The organism is Microbacterium galbinum (assembly GCF_023091225.1).
Classification (GTDB): Bacteria; Actinomycetota; Actinomycetes; order Actinomycetales; family Microbacteriaceae; genus Microbacterium; species Microbacterium galbinum.
In genome coordinates, this window is record NZ_JAHWXM010000001.1 from 1,261,853 (window position 1) to 1,279,163 (window position 17,311).

Sequence of the window (17,311 nt, forward strand, 5' to 3'; positions counted from 1 at the left end):
GACCCTACGGAGAGGGTCCGACATCCTCAATGGTGTTCGCCGTTTGGTCACCGACTGCTCACCGGCCGCGCACGGCCGCATTCCCGGGGTGCGCGTGTCAGGCGGACGCCGCGGCGGCGTCCTCGAATTCCTCGACCTCGCGCTCCCACGCGTCCTTCGCCAGGCGGTACCAGAGGTAGAAGGCGAAGCCCGCGAAGATCGCCCACTCGACGGCGTAGAACACGTTGAGCCAGTTGACCGGCGACATCTCGTTCGGCGCCGGCGAATCGATGTCGACGAGCCCGGCGGATGCCTCGATCGCGGCGAGATACGGCCGATACACGTCGAGCTGGTCGGTGTCGTGCCAGAAGCTGAGCAGTGCGGCCGTCGACATCCGGTTCATCCGGTCGGGTTCGTCGTGCGGCGGCGGGACCGGTCCCTCGTCGGAGATGATGCGGCCGGCGATCTCGACGGTGCCGCCGTCATCGGCGTTCAGTTCGTCGATCGCCGCGTCCGCGCTCTCGCGGTCGGGTGCCCATCCGATCGCGACGGCGATCGAGGTGCGCTCGGCGACGCGCAGCTGACCGGTCACCCAGTAGCCCTCGACGCCGTCGTTGTAGCGCTGCGAGACGACGAGGAAGTCGCCGGGCACCCAGGTGCCCGAGGTCTCGACCCGCTGACCGACGAGCGGCTCGGGAAGGTACTGCCCCGGTTCCACGACCTCATCGAGCTGTTGCACCTGCTCCGTCGCGCCCGGCTCGGGCGGGTCGGTCTCGATCGCACGTTCGAGCTGCCACTGGCCGAGCCAGGCGAACACGCCGGCCACCAGCAGGCAGAACAGCAGCATGCCGATCCATCGCCCGCGCAGCATCACCTCACGGAGGGTCGGCGGGAACAGCGGGGCGGACGACACGGCGGCGATACGGAGGATCAGGCTTCGTACGGGGCGAGGACGACCTCGACCCGCTGGAACTCCTTGAGGTCGGAGTATCCGGTGGTCGCCATGGACTTGCGCAGCGCGCCGATGAGGTTCGCGGTGCCGTCGGCCACGGGAGCGGGGCCGTACAGGATCTCCTCGAGCGTGCCGATCCCTCCGACCTGCACGCGACGACCGCGCGGCAGCTTCGGGTGGTGGGCCTCGGGGCCCCAGTGGTAGCCGTGACCGGGCGCATCGGTGGCGCGGGCCAGCGCGACGCCGAGCATGACGGCATCCGCCCCCATCGCCAGCGCCTTCACGATGTCGCCGGAGGTGCCCACGCCGCCGTCGGCGATGACGTGCACGTAGCGTCCGCCCGACTCGTCGAGGTAGTCGCGACGCGCCGCCGCGACGTCGGAGACGGCGGTCGCCATCGGCGCGTGGATGCCGAGGGTCGCGCGCGTGGTCGACGCCGCTCCCCCGCCGAAGCCGACCAGCACACCGGCCGCGCCCGTGCGCATGAGGTGCAGCGCGGCCGTGTAGGTGGCTGCGCCGCCGACGATCACGGGCACGTCGAGGTCGTAGATGAACTTCTTGAGGTTGAGGGGCTCGATGTCGCTCGAGACGTGCTCCGCCGACACCGTGGTGCCACGGATCACGAACAGGTCGACCCCGGCCGCGGCGACCGTGTCGTAGAACTCCTGGGTGCGCTGCGGCGTGAGCGAGCCGGCGACGGTGACGCCCGCCTCGCGGATCTCGGCGAGACGCTGCGTGATGAGCGCGGGCTTGATCGGCTCCGAGTACAGCTGCTGCATGCGCACGGTCGCCTGGGAGTCGCTGAGGCCGGCGATCTCGGCGAGCAGCGGCTCGGGGTTCTCGTACCGGGTCCAGAGGCCCTCGAGGTCGAGCACGCCGAGGCCGCCGAGCTGCCCGAGCATGATCGCCGTCTGCGGGCTCACGACGGAATCCATCGGCGCCCCCAGCACGGGGATCCCGAAGCCGAAGGCGTCGATCGTCCAGGCGGTCGACACGTCCTCCGGGTTGCGCGTGCGCCGCGAGGGCACCACCGCGATGTCATCGAACGTGTACGCGCGACGCGCGCGCTTTCCTCGGCCGAGCTCGATCTCCATGGTCACCACTCCAGACTACCCGGGCGCGGAGGCGGTCGATGGCTGGGAGACTGGGAGCGACATCGGGAGGATGCATGGGAGCGGATGCCGCAGCGGTCGTCATCGTGGGCGGCGGGGTCATGGGACTCGCCACCGCCTGGGAACTCGCACGACGCGGGAAGCGTCCCGTCGTGCTGGAGCGGTTCGCCCGCGGCCACCGCGAGGGGGCGTCGCACGGAGCCACGCGCAACTTCAACAACGCCTACGACGAGGATCACTACCTCGACCTCCTCGTGCGTGCGCGGGAGGGGTGGGACTCGCTCGGTGACGTCGGCGGGACTCCCCTGTTACGGCTGCACGGCCTCGTCACGCACGGTGATGTCGACCTGCGGCGGATCCACGAGCGCCTGGCCGCGCGCGGCATCCCGGCCGAGGTGCTCTCCGCAGGCGAGGCGACCCGCCGCTGGGCCGGCATGCGCTTCGACGACGACGCGCTGTGGTCGCCCGACGCCGGCGTCGTGCGAGCATCCGCTGCCCTGATCGAGTTCGAGCGCCGGATCCTCGCCGCGGGCGGCGACGTGCGATGGAGCACGCCGGTCGCCGCGATCGACGACCGCGGGGAGGGCATCGACATCGCTCTCGCCGACGGCTCGCACCTGCGCGCCGAGACCGTGGTGGTCACGGTCGGTGCCTGGAGCCGGAACCTGGTCGGAGAGCTCGGACTCCCCCGCCTCACGGTCACCGAGGAGACGCCCGCGCACTTCGCGCCGGTCGATGACGCCGGCTGGCCGTCGTTCAACCACTACGTCGATCCGGAGGAGTACCCCGCGACCGTCTACGGCATGCCCACTCCCGGGGAGGGCGTGAAGGTCGGCTTCCACCGTGTGGGCGACGAGGTCGACCCCGACGCCCGCCCGCACGTCCCCACGCATCTCGACACTCTCGCCGGCTACGTGCGCGAGTGGATGCCGGGACTCGACGCGGCGAGCGCGGTGCCGATCAGCTGCACGTACACCTCGACCGACGACGGCGCGTTCGTCCTCGACCGACGCGGCCGGATCGTCGTCGGAGCGGGCTTCTCGGGCCACGGGTTCAAGTTCGCGACCGGGATCGGGGCGACGCTCGCGGATCTCGCGCTCGACGAGTCGGCGCGCGCCGCCGAGCCGTTTCGGCTCCCCCACGTGAGCTGAGAGGTCGGAACACGCCGCAGGACGGCATCCGCACGCGGCGAGTCGTGACCCCTCACCGGGATGTCAGACGTTGCGCAGGCCCTCGAGACGCAGCGCTTCCGTGCGCAGCTCGACCGGAAGAGTGAACCAGAACTCGGTCCCCTTCCCCACCTCGCTGCTCATGCTCATGGTCCCGCCGTGCGCCTGAACGATGGCGCGAGTGATCGTCAGCCCGAGCCCCACCCCGGGCACCGCGTTCCGGGTCGCCGTCGAGGCGCGGAAGAAGCGAGTGAACAGCATCCCCTGCTCTTCCTCCGGGATCCCGAAACCGGTGTCCTCGATGCAGATGCGAGCTTCGCCCTCGCGCATCTCCAGGCGTGCGGTGACGCGTCCGCCGCTCGGCGTGAACTTGATCGCGTTCGACAGGAGATTGTCGATCGCCTGACCGATTCTGCCGGCGTCGACGAGGAGACGGATGGGTTCCGCCGGGATGTCGGAGAGGAGCTCCACACCGTTCTTCTGAGCGTTCGGCCCGGACGACTCGACGGCGGATCGCACGAGAGCGGAGAGGTCGGTTTCCGCCTTCTCGAGCGGGAATCGGCCGGACTCCGCCTGCGCGGTGAAGAGCAGGTCGCCGACGAGGTTCAGAAGACGTTTGGCGTTCCGCTCGATCACGGCCACGAAGTCCTGCTGGTCAGCGGTCAACGGTTGTTCCGGATCGTTCTGCAGCAGGTCGAGGAACCCGATGATCGCGCTCAACGGCGTGCGCAGTTCATGCGAGATCATGCCGACGAACTCGTCCTTGAGGCGTGCGACCTCGACGGCCTTGGTCTCGTCCGTGATGACGAGCAGATAGCCGCGCTGTGCGCCATCCGTCCCCTGGTACAGCGACAGCGTGAGACGCACGGGCACGCTCGATCCGCCGGCGGTGGTCATGTCGACATCGGCTTCGACCGTGCGGCCCGCGTCGACTTCGTCGAGCAGGGCGCGCATCCCGGTCGGGTCGTCGAGCGACCGGGGAGTCGCGGGATCGGCGAAGAGGCCGAGTGCCGAGGGATCGAAGAAGCGATCGACGGTCACATCATCGAGCGCCTCGTCCACGGACAGACCGATGAGGCGCTCCGCCCCGGGGTTCCAGGCGATCACGACACCCTTGCGGTCGGTGGCGATGACCGCCTGGGCGGTGATCGAGCTCCACAGGCTGCTGAACGACTCCAGGAGGAACTGGTACTGCTTCTCGCTGGCCTGGAGCTGCTGGACCATCGAGAGGTTGTCCGAGAGCGCCGCCGTGCGCTCGACGACGAGCGCCTCCGCTTGAGCGGTGCGCAGACGCTGGAGACGTGAGAGCTCGTTGACGATCGCCCCGGCCACCGCGAAGACGAGGGGGCTGATCACGCCGCGGAGCCAGGCGAGCTCGCCGGCTGCCGAGTCGAGCGCGATCGGCATCAGGAAAGCGATCGACGTCAGGACCCCGATCAGGAAGACCGGACGCAACCCCGGTGAGGCGGCGAGCCAGATCACCGGGAGCAGGACGAACGACGAGAACAGCGACGCGGTTCCACCTGTGCCGACACGCAGCACTCCGATGGCCAGGATGTCCACCGCGGGGATGAGGAGCACGATCCAGCCGTCGTGAACGCCCCGTGCCGCGAGGACCGCGGCGAGCGCGGTGACGAGCCCCACCAGAGCGATACCGACGATCGCCGCCGCCGGATTCGTGGCCTGGATACCGGGCACCACGATCACGAGCAGCCCTGCGACGCCGACGGCGATGGCCGTGGGCCCCTGCTTCATGAGCGGTGTGGGGTCGTCGAAGTACCGCTGCCACCCGCGCTGCACGGGAGCGGGGGCGGCCGCCGTGCCCAAGGACTCGTAACGATTCATCGGTCGACTCCTGCGACGGCCCGGCGCAGGGCTGCCCCGCGCACGGGCTTCGGGAGCGCGGCATCCGCCGTCGGGTACGACGTCACGTCGAGCACGGAGCTGATCACGAGGAAGCACCGCGGGAACGTCTCCCGCACCAGGCGCGCGCACTCGGTGCCGGAGATACCCGGGAGCAGCAGATCGAGCACCGCGAGCGAGGGGTCGATGTGCGGGAAGGCCGAGATCGCCGACTCGGCGTCACCGGCGGAGAACACGTCGAAGCCCTCGCGGTCGAGATGACGACGCAGCAGCGACATCTGGTCGAGGTCGTCCTCGACCACGAGGGCCAACGGGCGTGCGCTCATCGGAGGAACATCTCGCGGACGACGACCACCACGACGACGACGGCGATAGCGGCGAGAGCCTGCCAGATCAGCCGCTTCTCGGAGCGTGCGTCCTGCTCGATCTCCTCGGCCTCGGCCTGGGGTGTGGGCATCTCGGTCATGAGTCGACCCGTCCGACCTTCTCGGTCTTGATCCAAGAGGCGTCGGCGCGACGCCACTCCTTGATGTAGGAATCCACGGTGATGGCGCACAGCAACGAGCCGTATCCGCAGATGTAGAGCAGGAGGCCGGCGAAGAACCGCCCGCCCGGCAGCTTCTCGACGGCCCGGGCGAGCCAGACGCCCAGCATCGAGATCGGGCCCCAGAGGTAGAAGACGAGGGCCCAGACGAAGAGGGTGTCGTCGTTCAGCGACCCGCCGAGGGCGAGCACGGCGTCTTCGAACGCCCAGGGGAACAGCGCGATGGCCATGAGGATGAGCGCGCCGAGGCCCGGGAACATGATGGCCTCGCGCCAGGAGTGCCGCCCGATGCGCCCGTCGAGTTGCACGGCATAGAGCATCGAGAACAGATAGATGCACGCGGCCGCGATCCACATGAACCGGAAGACGAACTCCGCGATGTCGCTGTGGAAGATCAGCAGGATCACGAGCGCGGTCGCCGCGACCAGCATGAAGGCCGGCAGCAGCAGGATGGTGAACCATGCGAGCCCGAACGAGAAGCTGCCCAGCTGGTGGTCGGGGTTCGGTCGGAACCACAGGTGCTTGTAGATCGACGTCAGCTGCACGTTGCCGCGCGCCCACCGCAGACGCTGTTTCCAGAGTGCGTCGATCGTGCGCGGTTCCTCGGCCAGCACGACGGCGTAGGGCTCGAACACCGCCCGCCGCCCCTTCAACTGGCCCTCGAAGGTGGTCATGGTGTCCTCGGCGAGGGTGCCGGTCGGGATCCGTCCGCCGATCGCCTCGAGGTTCGCCCGCGAATGGAGCTGCGCCCCACCCGCGAGGCACGCGATCGCCCCGAGCACGTTCTGGGTGCGTCGGGCGGAGAGCTGACCGATGATGTACTCGACCCCGATGAACCGGGTGAGGTAGTTGCGATCGCGGCTGCCCTCGGCGATGTACGCGGTCACCGCGCCGACCTTGTCGTCGGCGAGGTGCCGGGTGAGCTTGCGCAGTGCGTCGCGGGCGAAGATGACGTCGGCGTCCATGATCAGCACGGCTTCGGTCCACGGGTCGGCGAGGGCGATGTCGAGTCCGTGGTTCAGGGTGTGGGCCTTGCCCTGGCCGCCGACCTCGCGCCGCAGGTGCTCCACGCGTCCCGGGTGCTGCGCCGCCTTGGCCCGCACGATGTCAGGGGTGTCGTCGGTGGACGCGTCGTCCACGACGAAGATCCGGAGCCGCTCCTCCGGGTACTGCAGCTGCAGCAGGCGTTCGATCGCGGGCCCGATCACGAGCCCCTCGTTCCACGCGGGGATGATCACCGCGACGTTCGGGTGATGCGGGGCCGCCTTCCCGTAGTGGTTGCGGAACGCGTGCATCGGCAGCGAGAGGAACTGCAGCCCCGTGTTGATGACGGGCAGCGTGCCGACGAGGATGCAGAGGATGAGCACGATGACGATCGCCGTCTGCCACCATTCGAGCTGGTCGATCACGGCAGCGCCTCCGCTCCGAGCAGGTCGCGCACGCGAGCGTACCGGCCCACGTCACGGGCGTCATGGCTGTCGGTGGAGGCCACCAGCTCCGCACCCGCGGCGCGGAGCGCGGCCAGCGACGCGGGCTCGGGGCATCCCCACTTCTCGTTGACCTCGACGAGCGTGCCCGTTCGGGCGGCGGCTTGCGCCCACGCCGCGAGGCGCTCCTCGCCCAGGTCGCTCTCGGCGAGACCGATCTTCGGCAGCAGCGAGAAGCAGTGAGCGAGCTGGTTGCCCGGATGGCGTTCCATCGCGGCGATGACTCCGGCGACGAAGTCGTCGAGCACGTCCGTCGTCGCCCAGCCGTCGGCGATGCGCTCGCGCACGGCGGTCGGGCCGAGGGGCCCGTCGACCCCGGGGAACTGATGGTCGGCGATCAGGATGCGATCGATCCCCGCCGGCAGCTCGGGGATGTCGAGAGTGCCCGCGGTGTCGAGGATCTTGGCCTCGACCCCCGTGAGCACGGTCAGCCCCTCGGGCACGCGCAGGGCCGCGATCGCGGAGACGTACTCGGGCACCCAGGTGGTGTCGCGGCGCACGTGGTCGACGATGCGAAGGGTCTCGAGGCCCGCGACGACGGCGGCCGCGACGTTCTCCTCGGGAGTCGAGACGGCGTCGTCGGAGAAGGTGGAGTGGACGTGGTGATCGCCGCGGAGGATGCCGATGCTCACGCTTCCTCCTGGTGACCGGCGTGCTCCGAGACGAGCACGTCATCGATCTCGACCACGATGTCCTCGAGGAAGCGCACCGAGGCGAGCTCCCGGAACGGAAGCCGCTCGGGCAGTTCGGCCCCCAGGAACAGGTCGACCACGAGCGAGGGGATGTCGACGCCCGCCGCGATCGTGAGCGGCAGCGCGCCGGGGAATCGCGGGTTGACCTCGAGCAGCACGGCGGCTCCGGTGCGGTCGCGGCGCAGTTGCACGTTGGCGACACCCACCAGCCCGATCGCCCGGGCGATCTCGGCGGCGGTCTCCTCGAGCTCGGGATCGTGCACGGTGCGCCCGGCGATCGCGACGCCGGAGTCGACACGCGCGCGGGTGCGCGGCACCGCGGCGACGACCCTCCCCGCGGCATCGGCGATGACGTCGACCGAGTACTCCTCACCGGGCAGGAAGTCCTGCACGATCAGTCCCTCGTCGAGCGGGAGCGCGTCGAGCGCCGCCCGATCGGGCACCAGGCGGATGCCGCGGCTCCCCGCCCCCTGGCGGGGCTTGGCGAAGACGGGGAACTCCCACTCGATCGCGAGCGCGTCGGGACCGGCCAGCACGGTGCGCGGTGCGCGTCCGGTGGGGGCGCACCGCTCGGCGAGCAGCAGCTTGTCGAGCGCGGTGTCGAGGGTGTCGGCCGAGGGCGCGGCGAGGACGGCGGGGGCGAGTTCCTCGCGTCGGCGGGCGAGCGTGATGAGTTCGACGTCGACGGTCGAGATCACGAGGTCGAGGCGATCGTCGACCACCAACTGCGCGAGAGCCGGCACGAAGTCGTCGGCCTTGCCCGGCGGCACCAGACGCCGCTGCTCGGCGGGCACGAGATAGAGACCTGCCGCCCAGCCGTCCATGTCGGCTGCGAAGACCGTCAGCTCCGGTCGGCGCAGCAGCGAGCGGATGACGGCGACGCCGGCGGGTCCTCCGGCTCCGGTCACGAGGACGCGGGCCATGTCAGCCCTCCTGTCGGGTGAGCTCATGAGCGCCGACGAAGGCCGCCGTCTCGCGGACGATCTCGAGCGGCTCCACCGCCACGCCGCCACCGAAGCGCGACCAGTACCGAGCGGTCGCCCGCACGAACTCCGGCTCGAGGTAGGCGCGGCTCGCGGTCTGCGATCCGAAGCAGTCGAGCAGGCGCAGCTTCTGGTCGACGAAGCCGTCGATGCGCACGAAACGCGTGGGCCGGAAGTCGATCGTCGACGAGGGGCTCTGGTAGCAGGCGACCGTGCCGACGCGGCGGGTGGCGACCGTGGTCGCCTCGTTCACGGCGCGGTGATCCTGATGACGGTCGTGCGCGGAGTGCGTGTAGACGATCGTGGGCTGGATCTGCTCGACGACCTCTTCGATCAGACGCACGGTCGACCCGCCACCGGAGATCTCCGTGTCGACCAGGTCCTTGAGGAACAGGCGGGCGCCGATCAGCTCGGCGGCGGCCAGCGATTCGTTCTGACGGCTGTTGGCATCGCCTCCGCGCGCGCCTCGCGACAGGGTGAGGATGGTGATCTCGTCGCCCGCGGCGGCGTGCGCCGCGAGCACTCCCCCGACGCCGATCTCGACGTCGTCGGGATGGGCTCCGACCGCGAGCACGATCTCCTTGCGGCGTCCTTCCTCGCGACGGCGGCGGCCTTCCTCGGCGAGGTTGCGCACGACTTCGACGAGACGCGCGTTGTCGAGCGGCTTGGTCAGGAACTCGTCGGCCTGGGCGCGGAGCGCCGAGACCGCGTACTCCACCGAGACGTGGGCGGTCATGACGACGACGGGCACCGCCGGCACCTTGCGACGCAACTCCGCCAACAGCTCGAGTCCGTTCAATCCGGGCATCTCGATGTCGGTGATGACGACGTCGGGGCGGATCTCGGCGACCTTCTCGACCGCGACGAGACCGTCGGGGGCGAGGTCGACCACGCACCCGGCCCGTCGCTCGAGCACCGTCTTCACGAGCAGGGAGACGTCCTGGTCGTCATCGACGACGAGGACGCGGATGGCATCTACGGACAATTCGGCTCTCCTTGGGGAGATTCCCGACCGTTGGGGGCGGTATACCACCGGTGCGTTCGCCACCGGAAGCACGCGGGAAAGGGCGAGCAGGTTCCTCACGATTGTGGCACACGCCCTTCGCCTGACGGCGCGCGACGCCACGCAGAGAACGAGGGACGGATGCCGCGGCATCCGTCCCTCCCCTCATCCGCGCGAGCGGATCACTTCTTGTAGTTGGGCGCCTCCACGACGATCTGCACGTCGTGCGGGTGCGACTCCTTGAGCCCGGCCGAGGTGATGCGCACGAACTTTCCGCGAGTCTTGAGCTCTTCGATCGTGCGGGCGCCGACGTAGAACATCGACTGACGGAGACCGCCGACGAGCTGGTATGCGACGGCGCCGAGCGGTCCGCGGTACGGGACCTGCCCCTCGATGCCCTCGGGGATGAGCTTGTCGTCGCTGGGGACGTCCGCCTGGAAGTAGCGGTCCTTGGAGTAGGAGGTCTGCTTGCCACGCGTCTGCATGGCACCGAGCGAACCCATCCCGCGGTACTGCTTGAACTGCTTCCCGGACTGGAAGACGATCTCGCCCGGAGACTCGTCCGTGCCGGCGAGGAGCGATCCGAGCATCACGGCATCCGCACCGGCGACGAGCGCCTTGGCGATGTCGCCCGAGTACTGCAGCCCGCCGTCGGCGATCACCGGCACGCCCGCGGGGCGGGCGGCGAGGGAGGCTTCGTACACGGCGGTCACCTGCGGCACACCGACGCCGGCGACGACGCGGGTGGTGCAGATGGAGCCGGGGCCGACGCCGACCTTGACCGCGTCGACTCCCGCGTCGACGAGCGCCTGTGCACCCTCGCGGGTCGCGACATTGCCTCCGATGATGTCGATGTGCGCGAAGGACTCGTCGGCCTTGAGGCGCTTGACGAGATCGATGACACCCTGCGACTGGCCGTTGGCGGTGTCGACGACGAGCACGTCGACACCGGCGTCGCGCAGCGCCTCGGCGCGCTCCCACGCGTCGCCGAAGAAGCCGATCGCCGCACCGACGCGCAGGCGACCCTGGTCGTCCTTGGTGGCGAGGGGGTACTTCTCGCTCTTGTCGAAGTCCTTGATCGTGATGAGTCCGGCGAGCTTGCCGTCGGCGTCGATCAGGGGGAGCTTCTCGACGCGGTGCTTCGCGAAGAGGGCGATGACCTCGCCGGCGGCCACGCCGACGGATGCGGTGACGAGCCCCTCCGACGTCATGACGTCCTTCACGAGGGTCGACTGGCGCTCGAAGCCCGAGACGAAGCGCATGTCGCGGTTCGTGATGATGCCGACCAGACGGCCGTCGCCGTCGACGACGGGCAGGCCCGAGATGCGGTACTGGGCGCACAGCGCGTCGACCTCTTCGACGGTCGCGTCGGGGGTCGTGGTGATCGGGTCGGTGATCATGCCCGACTCGCTGCGCTTGACGCGGTCGACCTGCGACGCCTGATCGGCGATCGACAGGTTGCGGTGCAGGATGCCGATGCCGCCCTCGCGCGCCATCGCGATCGCCATGCGCGCCTCGGTGACGGTGTCCATCGCGCTGGAGAGAAGAGGAGTGGCGACCGAGATGCGACGTGTCACTCGCGAGGAGGTGTCGGCCTCGCTGGGGATGACATCCGTGTGCCCGGGAAGCAGCAGGACGTCATCGTACGTCAGTCCGACGAAACCGAAGGGATCGTGCTGTTCCATGGATGCTCCTCCTGCGCGTGTCGCGCGACGCCGAGTTCGTGGGGCCGGCCGGATCCGGCCGGGAAACCGTATGAAGATTCTAAGCGGAGAGCGGCCGAGAACATTCCCGGAGCCGGGCACCGTGACGACCCCGATCGGCCCACCGGTGTATTGGTACCGCTCTCATTTCGATCAGATTAAAGGTGTAGGCGAAACGCAGATCGCCCACTACAGTCAAGTGCGTCGTCCAACCCGAGACGGTCGAAGTCTGTGCGAAGGTGCACTCACCCTGGAGGTTGCGTGGGATCCACAACAATCGCCGTCCACCGGAAGAAGCCGTGGCTGGTCGCGTTCATCGGAGTGCTGCTCGCACTCGGCGCGATCCTCATGCAGCCGCCGCTCGCCGCCTCGGCAGAGACGACAGACGACGGTCAAGAGGTCACCGACTTCTACTTCGGCGGGGTCATCACCTTCGACGACGAGCCGGTCGAGGGCGTCGAGCTCTCGGTCTCCGGCAGCGGCTTCGAGGGTGAGACCGAGACGGATGCCGAGGGCAAGTGGCGCCTGTACGTGCCCGAGAAGGAGACGTACACGATCACGGTGAACGAGGAGACGCTCCCCGACGGTGTGATCGTCGACGCGTCGCTCCTCCCCGAGGGCACGCAGCCGATCTCCGGCACGACGGCATCGTTCGAGGTGGAGTTCGGTCTCACCGGAACCAAGATCCTCAACCTCTTCCTCGGCGAGGGCGAGCGCATCACCGTCAGCTTCATCGACCAGCTGGCGTCGCGACTCGTGGGCGGCCTGAACTTCGGCCTGCTCCTCGCACTCGCGTCGATGGGCGCGGCGCTCATCTACGGCACGACGCGACTGTCGAACTTCGCACACGCCGAGATGGTCACCTGGGGCGGGCTCGTCGGAGTCGTGACGACCTCCCTCTGGATGCTTCCTCCGTGGCTCGGCATCGCCGCGGCCGTGATCGCCGGCGGTCTGCTGGGCTGGGCCATGGATGCCGGTCTCTGGCGTCCGTTGCGGCGTCGCGGGCTGGGAGTCGTGCAGCTGATGATCGTCAGCATCGGCCTCTCGCTCGCGCTCCGCTACCTCTTCCAGTACATGATCGGTGGCGGCACCTACCAGCTCCCGGGCGCGAGCCCCGAGCCCATCCGGCTCGGACCCATCTCCTTGTCGTACATCGACATGATCGCGATGGGCGTCAGCATCGTCGTGATCATCGGGGTGGCGTTCTTCCTCACTCGCACTCGGGTCGGTAAGGCCACGCGGGCGATCTCAGACAACCCGCAGCTCGCCGCCGCATCCGGCATCGATGTCGACCGGGTCGTCCGGTACGTCTGGATCCTCGCCGGAACGCTCGCCGCGATCTCGGGCGTGCTCTGGGGCTACTTCCGCCCCGGAGTGACCTGGAACATGGGCATGCAGATGCTGCTGCTCATCTTCGCCGCGATCACGCTCGGCGGTCTCGGCACCGCCTTCGGCGCGCTCGTCGGCTCGCTCATCGTGGGTATGGCCGTCGAAGTGTCGACCCTCTGGATCCCCTCCGACCTGAAGTACGCGAGCGCCCTGGTCATCCTCATCGTGATCCTTCTCGTCAGACCGCAGGGCCTGCTCGGCCGCAAGGAAAGGTTGGGCTGATCATCATGGACTTCGGATCCATCTTCACCAACACGGCCGCTTACCTCTTCAGCCCCATCACGCTGGCATACGCGCTGGCCGCCACGGGCCTCGCCGTGCACTTCGGCTACGCCGGACTGCTCAACTTCGGCATGGCGGCCTTCATGGCCATCGGCGGCTACGGCTACGCGATCTCCGTGCTCTCGTTCGGGCTGCCGTGGTTCGTGGGCATGCTCATCGGCCTGCTCGGTGGCGCGCTCTTCGCCGTGCTCCTCGGCATCCCGACCCTGCGTCTGCGCGCCGACTACCTGGCCATCGCCACGATCGCGGCCGGCGAGATCGTGCGCCTGCTCTTCACCACGCAGGTCTTCGACGAGTTCACGAACTCCGCCGACGGCCTCGCGCAGTACAACGGCGGCTTCCGCGATGCGAACCCGTTCCCCCCGGGAACCTACGGGTTCGGCCCGTGGACGTACACGGCCAACGACCTGTGGAACCGCGTGTTCGGGCTCATCGTGCTCGCCCTCGCCGTGCTCCTCGTCTGGGCGCTGATGCGCAGCCCCTGGGGGCGCGTGCTCAAGGGCATCCGCGAGGACGAGGACGCCGTGCGTTCGCTCGGCAAGAACGTCTTCGCCTACAAGATGCAGGCGCTGGTCGTCGGCGGTGTGCTCGGCGCGGCAGGCGGAATCGTCTTCGTCCTCCCGTCGGCGGTCGTCCCCGGCAGCTACTCGACGTCGCTGACGTTCTTCCTCTGGACGATCCTCCTGCTCGGCGGCGCGGCCACCGTGTTCGGCCCGACGCTCGGAGCGGTCCTGTTCTGGGTGGTCAACGCGTTCCTCGCGAGCCTCCTGCCGCAGCTGGCGAACGCCGGCCTGCTGCCGATGACCGACAAGCAGGCGGCGACCGTCGTCTACATCGTCGTCGGCGTCGCACTCATGCTGCTCGTGATCTTCCGCCCGCAGGGCATCCTCGGAGACAAGAGGGAGATGACCTTTGTCAAGTGAACTGACCCCCGAGCCGGCCGCCGCGCCGGCGACGGGAAGCATCAAGCGTCCGAAGACCACCGGTCTGACGAAGGGCGAGGTCAAGCCCGGCGTCGCCAAGGTCGACCCGATCCTCGTTGTCGACGCGGTGCAGCGGCGATTCGGCGGCATGACCGCCGTCGACGTCGAGCACCTCGAGATCCCCCGCGGCGCCATCACGGCGCTCATCGGACCGAACGGCGCGGGCAAGACCACCCTCTTCAACCTGCTCTGCGGTTTCGACAGGCCCAACAGCGGCACCTGGTCGTTCGACGGCAAGAACCTGTCGGGCATCCCGTCGTTCAAGGTGGCCCGCATGGGTCAGGTGCGCACGTTCCAGCTCACGAAGTCGCTGTCGCTGCTCACGGTCCTCGAGAACATGAAGCTCGGAGCCACCGGGCAGCGCGGAGAGGGCTTCTGGTCGAGCCTGTTCCCCTTCCTCTGGCGCGCGCAGGACACCGAGATCGAGGGCAAGGCGCGTGAGCTGCTCGCGCGCTTCAAGCTCGACGCCAAGGAGAAGGACTTCGCCGCCGCGCTCTCGGGCGGTCAGCGCAAGCTCCTCGAGATGGCCCGGGCGCTCATGAGCGACCCGACGCTGGTGATGCTCGACGAGCCGATGGCCGGCGTGAACCCGGCCCTCACCCAGTCGCTGCTCGACCACATCCTCGACCTCAAGGATCAGGGCATGACCGTGCTCTTCGTCGAGCACGACATGCACATGGTGCGCCACATCGCCGACTGGGTCGTCGTCATGGCCGAGGGCCGCGTCGTCGCCGAAGGTCCGCCCGACCAGGTGATGGACGACCCCGCGGTCATCGACGCGTACCTCGGCGCCCACCAGGACGTCGACCTCGGTGCCGTCACCGGTCGCATTCCGGTCGTCGCCGACGCCGAGGCTGCGCGCATCCGCGAACAGATCGAGGCCGAGGCAGAGGCAGAGCTCGAGGCGACGGATCCCGTCGACTCCGACACGAAGGACAACGCATGAGCGAAGACAAGGTGGTCGTCGAACTCACGGACGTCCACGCGGGCTACCTTCCCGGCGTGAACATCCTCAACGGGGCGAATCTCGTCGCGCGTCAGGGCGAGCTGATCGGCATCATCGGCCCGAACGGCGCCGGCAAATCGACGCTGCTCAAGGCGATGTTCGGCCTCGTCAACGTGCGCGGTGGAGAGATCACGCTGAACGGCGAGAGCATCGTGGGCCTCAAGGCCGACAAGCTCGTCAAGCGCGGGGTGGCCTTCGTGCCGCAGACGAACAACGTCTTCCCTTCGCTGTCGATCGAGGAGAACCTGCAGATGGGGCTCTACCAGAACCCCAAGATCTACGCGGAGCGCCTCGAGTTCGTCACCGGCATCTTCGCCGAGCTGGGTAAGCGTCTCAAGCAGCGCGCCGGGTCGCTCTCGGGCGGTGAGCGGCAGATGGTCGCGATGTCGCGGGCGCTCATGATGGACCCGTCGGTGCTGCTGCTCGACGAGCCCTCGGCCGGCCTCTCCCCCGTGCGTCAGGACGACGCGTTCATCCGCGTCTCGGACATCAACAAGGCGGGTGTGACGACGATCATGGTCGAGCAGAACGCTCGCCGTTGCCTGCAGATCTGCGACCGCGGTTACGTGCTCGACCAGGGCAAGGACGCGTACGAAGGCACCGGGCGCGAGCTGTTGAGCGACCCCAAGGTCATCGGACTGTACCTCGGGACGCTCGCCGACGACGTCGCCTGAGCGCTTCGACGAGGGGCGGGATGCTTCGGCATCCCGCCCCTTTCGCATGCCGCACGGCGGTGCAGTCATGGCTACCTGCCCGCACGAGGAAGGCCCCGGATGCGAGCATCCGGGGCCTTCCGAGTGATCGGTCGATCAACTCATCGATTCGATCAGTTGGTGCGCTCGATGGTGTTGCCCGCGACGTACTTGTAGATGCCGATGGTGGCGCCCTGCGGGTCGCCGTTCTCGTCGAACGTCACGTCGCCGGAGTAGCCGTCGTAGTCGGCCGTGCCGCCGTCGGTGATGATCTTGGCGCACTCGGCGAAGCTGGTGCACTTCTCACCGTCGCCCGAACCGCCCGAGATCTCCTGCATCTTGGCCGCGATGTCGGCGCCCTCGGTCGAACCGGCCGCGAGCGACGCGAGCGCCACCAGGATCACGGCGTCGTAGGCCTCGGCCGCGTAGGTGAAGTCCTTCACCTCGGGGTTGCCGGCAGCCGTCCACGACGCCTGCAGGCGATCCGTGAAGTCGTCCTCGAGTGCAGGACCCGCCTTCGTGCCCTGCGCGCCCTCGAGCGAGACCGAGATCTCGTCGCCGTAGTCGGACAGGTTGCCGTCGACCATGTAGAACTTGTCGGCCGAGATGCCGGCGTTCACCAGCAGCGGCGCGATGGTCTTGAACTGCTCGAACGACACGATCGCGACGGCGTCCGGGTTCTGGGCCTTGATCGACTCGACCTGCGCATCGAACTGCGCATCGCCGACGTTGAACGAGACCGACTCGACGACCTCGCCGCCGGTGCCCTCGAACGTCGTGGTGAGCGCGTCGTTCAGGCCGGTGCCGTAGGCGTCGTTCTGGTAGATGATGCCGAGCGTCTTGGCGCCGTCCTCGGCGATCAGGTTGCCGAGCACCTCGCCCTGCAGCAGGTCGCTGGGGGCGGTGCGGAAGTAGAGTCCGTCGTCCTCCCAGGCGGTGAAGTCGGGGGACGTGTTCGACGCCGAGATCTGGAGGATCCCCGCGCTCACGTTTCCGTCGAGCACCAGCTTCGAGACACCGGAGGCGGCCGCACCGACGATCGCACTGACGTCAGCGTTGCGCAGCTTCTCGATCGACGTCTCGTACGCCTTGGTGTCGGTGTCGCCCTCGTCCTCGGCGGTGAGGTCGATGGTGATGCCGGCCTCCGCCGCGTTGACCTCCTCGACCGCGAGTCCGACACCGGACTCCATGGGCGGTCCCAGGAATGCCAGCGACCCCGTCTTCGGCAGCAGCGAGCCGAGCTTGAGGGTGAGATCGGTGGCGGGCGCGCCGCCGTCGGACGAGTCATCGGACGGGGTGCTGCTGCAACCCGCGATGACGAGGGCAGACGCGCTGACAAGCGCAATGCCTGCGAAGATCTTCGCGGTGCGCGAACCCTTCAGTGCCTTCATAATGCTCCCTTGCGTAACTGAGAGTGGACGTGACCACAGTCGAGTGCTCTAACCCTAGGGCGCAGAAGCGCTCCGTAGGGG

16 protein-coding genes are annotated in these 17,311 nt (G+C 68.7%); 5 read left to right on the plus strand and 11 right to left on the minus strand.

Annotated elements, in window-relative coordinates; all coding sequences use genetic code 11:
- Nucleotides 1-97: 97 nt before the first annotated feature.
- Together KZC52_RS06120 and KZC52_RS06125 are read right to left on the minus strand one after the other, a co-directional pair.
- Complete coding sequence (locus tag KZC52_RS06120; protein ID WP_247624719.1) at nt 98-850, minus strand: SURF1 family protein; 753 nt, start codon at nt 848-850, stop codon at nt 98-100.
- Nucleotides 851-909: 59 nt separating this feature from the next.
- Nucleotides 910-2,025, minus strand: coding sequence for a GuaB3 family IMP dehydrogenase-related protein (locus KZC52_RS06125; RefSeq protein WP_247624720.1), 1,116 nt, complete (start codon nt 2,023-2,025; stop codon nt 910-912).
- A 38-nt stretch (nt 2,026-2,063) separates the two neighbouring features.
- On the opposite strand from KZC52_RS06125, the gene KZC52_RS06130 reads away from it, so the two are divergent.
- Nucleotides 2,064-3,194, plus strand: a complete 1,131-nt coding sequence (locus tag KZC52_RS06130) for an FAD-dependent oxidoreductase (RefSeq protein WP_247623166.1) — start codon at nt 2,064-2,066, stop codon at nt 3,192-3,194.
- A gap of 63 nt (nt 3,195-3,257) precedes the next feature.
- Here the strand turns inward: KZC52_RS06130 and KZC52_RS06135 are convergent, their stop codons facing one another.
- The 8 genes from KZC52_RS06135 to guaB form a co-directional block, all read right to left on the minus strand.
- Nucleotides 3,258-5,057, minus strand: coding sequence for a sensor histidine kinase (locus tag KZC52_RS06135; protein WP_247623167.1), 1,800 nt, complete (start codon nt 5,055-5,057; stop codon nt 3,258-3,260).
- Nucleotides 5,054-5,401 (minus strand): response regulator, encoded by a 348-nt coding sequence (locus tag KZC52_RS06140; protein WP_247623168.1) that lies wholly within the window; start codon nt 5,399-5,401, stop codon nt 5,054-5,056. Before KZC52_RS06140 ends, KZC52_RS06135 begins: the two co-directional genes overlap by 4 nt.
- Nucleotides 5,398-5,541 (minus strand): hypothetical protein, encoded by a 144-nt coding sequence (locus KZC52_RS06145; RefSeq protein WP_247623169.1) that lies wholly within the window; start codon nt 5,539-5,541, stop codon nt 5,398-5,400. Before KZC52_RS06145 ends, KZC52_RS06140 begins: the two co-directional genes overlap by 4 nt.
- Nucleotides 5,538-7,028 carry a glycosyltransferase family 2 protein gene (locus KZC52_RS06150; RefSeq protein WP_247623170.1) on the minus strand — a complete coding sequence of 497 codons (1,491 nt, stop codon included), beginning with the start codon at nt 7,026-7,028 and terminating at the stop codon, nt 5,538-5,540. Before KZC52_RS06150 ends, KZC52_RS06145 begins: the two co-directional genes overlap by 4 nt.
- Entirely contained in the window at nt 7,025-7,738 is a 714-nt protein-coding gene (locus KZC52_RS06155; RefSeq protein WP_247623171.1) for a PHP domain-containing protein, read from the minus strand. The genes KZC52_RS06150 and KZC52_RS06155 overlap by 4 nt, the downstream gene beginning before the upstream one ends.
- Nucleotides 7,735-8,721 carry an ATP-grasp domain-containing protein gene (locus KZC52_RS06160; RefSeq protein WP_247623172.1) on the minus strand — a complete coding sequence of 329 codons (987 nt, stop codon included), beginning with the start codon at nt 8,719-8,721 and terminating at the stop codon, nt 7,735-7,737. Before KZC52_RS06160 ends, KZC52_RS06155 begins: the two co-directional genes overlap by 4 nt.
- A 1-nt stretch (nt 8,722) precedes the next feature.
- Nucleotides 8,723-9,766, minus strand: coding sequence for a response regulator (locus KZC52_RS06165; RefSeq protein ID WP_247623173.1), 1,044 nt, complete (start codon nt 9,764-9,766; stop codon nt 8,723-8,725).
- Between the two features lie 200 nt (nt 9,767-9,966).
- Nucleotides 9,967-11,469: an IMP dehydrogenase gene (gene guaB / locus KZC52_RS06170; protein ID WP_247623174.1), complete on the minus strand. Its 1,503-nt coding sequence runs from the start codon at nt 11,467-11,469 to the stop codon at nt 9,967-9,969.
- 366 nt (nt 11,470-11,835) lie between these two features.
- On the opposite strand from guaB, the gene KZC52_RS06175 reads away from it, so the two are divergent.
- From KZC52_RS06175 to KZC52_RS06190, 4 genes are read left to right on the plus strand one after another with little or no spacing between them, the layout of a single operon-like run.
- Entirely contained in the window at nt 11,836-13,098 is a 1,263-nt protein-coding gene (locus KZC52_RS06175; RefSeq protein WP_372491580.1) for a branched-chain amino acid ABC transporter permease, read from the plus strand.
- 5 nt (nt 13,099-13,103) lie between these two features.
- Nucleotides 13,104-14,081 carry a branched-chain amino acid ABC transporter permease gene (locus KZC52_RS06180; protein WP_247623175.1) on the plus strand — a complete coding sequence of 326 codons (978 nt, stop codon included), beginning with the start codon at nt 13,104-13,106 and terminating at the stop codon, nt 14,079-14,081.
- Nucleotides 14,071-15,087, plus strand: coding sequence for an ABC transporter ATP-binding protein (locus KZC52_RS06185; RefSeq protein WP_372491560.1), 1,017 nt, complete (start codon nt 14,071-14,073; stop codon nt 15,085-15,087). Before KZC52_RS06180 ends, KZC52_RS06185 begins: the two co-directional genes overlap by 11 nt.
- Complete coding sequence (locus KZC52_RS06190; RefSeq protein ID WP_247623176.1) at nt 15,084-15,821, plus strand: ABC transporter ATP-binding protein; 738 nt, start codon at nt 15,084-15,086, stop codon at nt 15,819-15,821. The genes KZC52_RS06185 and KZC52_RS06190 overlap by 4 nt, the downstream gene beginning before the upstream one ends.
- 152 nt (nt 15,822-15,973) lie before the next feature.
- On the opposite strand, the gene KZC52_RS06195 is transcribed toward KZC52_RS06190, so the two are convergent.
- On the minus strand, nt 15,974-17,230 hold the full coding sequence (locus KZC52_RS06195) for an ABC transporter substrate-binding protein (protein ID WP_247623177.1): 1,257 nt from the start codon (nt 17,228-17,230) through the stop codon (nt 15,974-15,976).
- Nucleotides 17,231-17,311: the final 81 nt, after the last annotated feature.

Coding starts and splice junctions, on each gene's coding strand:
- KZC52_RS06120 (WP_247624719.1), bottom strand. CDS start 850: ATGCTGCGCGGGCGATGGATCGGCATGCTGCTGTTCTGCCTGCTGGTG.
- KZC52_RS06125 (WP_247624720.1), bottom strand. CDS start 2,025: ATGGAGATCGAGCTCGGCCGAGGAAAGCGCGCGCGTCGCGCGTACACG.
- KZC52_RS06130 (WP_247623166.1), top strand. CDS start 2,064: ATGGCTGGGAGACTGGGAGCGACATCGGGAGGATGCATGGGAGCGGAT.
- KZC52_RS06135 (WP_247623167.1), bottom strand. CDS start 5,057: ATGAATCGTTACGAGTCCTTGGGCACGGCGGCCGCCCCCGCTCCCGTG.
- KZC52_RS06140 (WP_247623168.1), bottom strand. CDS start 5,401: ATGAGCGCACGCCCGTTGGCCCTCGTGGTCGAGGACGACCTCGACCAG.
- KZC52_RS06145 (WP_247623169.1), bottom strand. CDS start 5,541: ATGACCGAGATGCCCACACCCCAGGCCGAGGCCGAGGAGATCGAGCAG.
- KZC52_RS06160 (WP_247623172.1), bottom strand. CDS start 8,721: ATGGCCCGCGTCCTCGTGACCGGAGCCGGAGGACCCGCCGGCGTCGCC.
- guaB (WP_247623174.1), bottom strand. CDS start 11,469: ATGGAACAGCACGATCCCTTCGGTTTCGTCGGACTGACGTACGATGAC.
- KZC52_RS06175 (WP_372491580.1), top strand. CDS start 11,836: ATGCAGCCGCCGCTCGCCGCCTCGGCAGAGACGACAGACGACGGTCAA.
- KZC52_RS06180 (WP_247623175.1), top strand. CDS start 13,104: ATGGACTTCGGATCCATCTTCACCAACACGGCCGCTTACCTCTTCAGC.
- KZC52_RS06190 (WP_247623176.1), top strand. CDS start 15,084: ATGAGCGAAGACAAGGTGGTCGTCGAACTCACGGACGTCCACGCGGGC.
- KZC52_RS06195 (WP_247623177.1), bottom strand. CDS start 17,230: ATGAAGGCACTGAAGGGTTCGCGCACCGCGAAGATCTTCGCAGGCATT.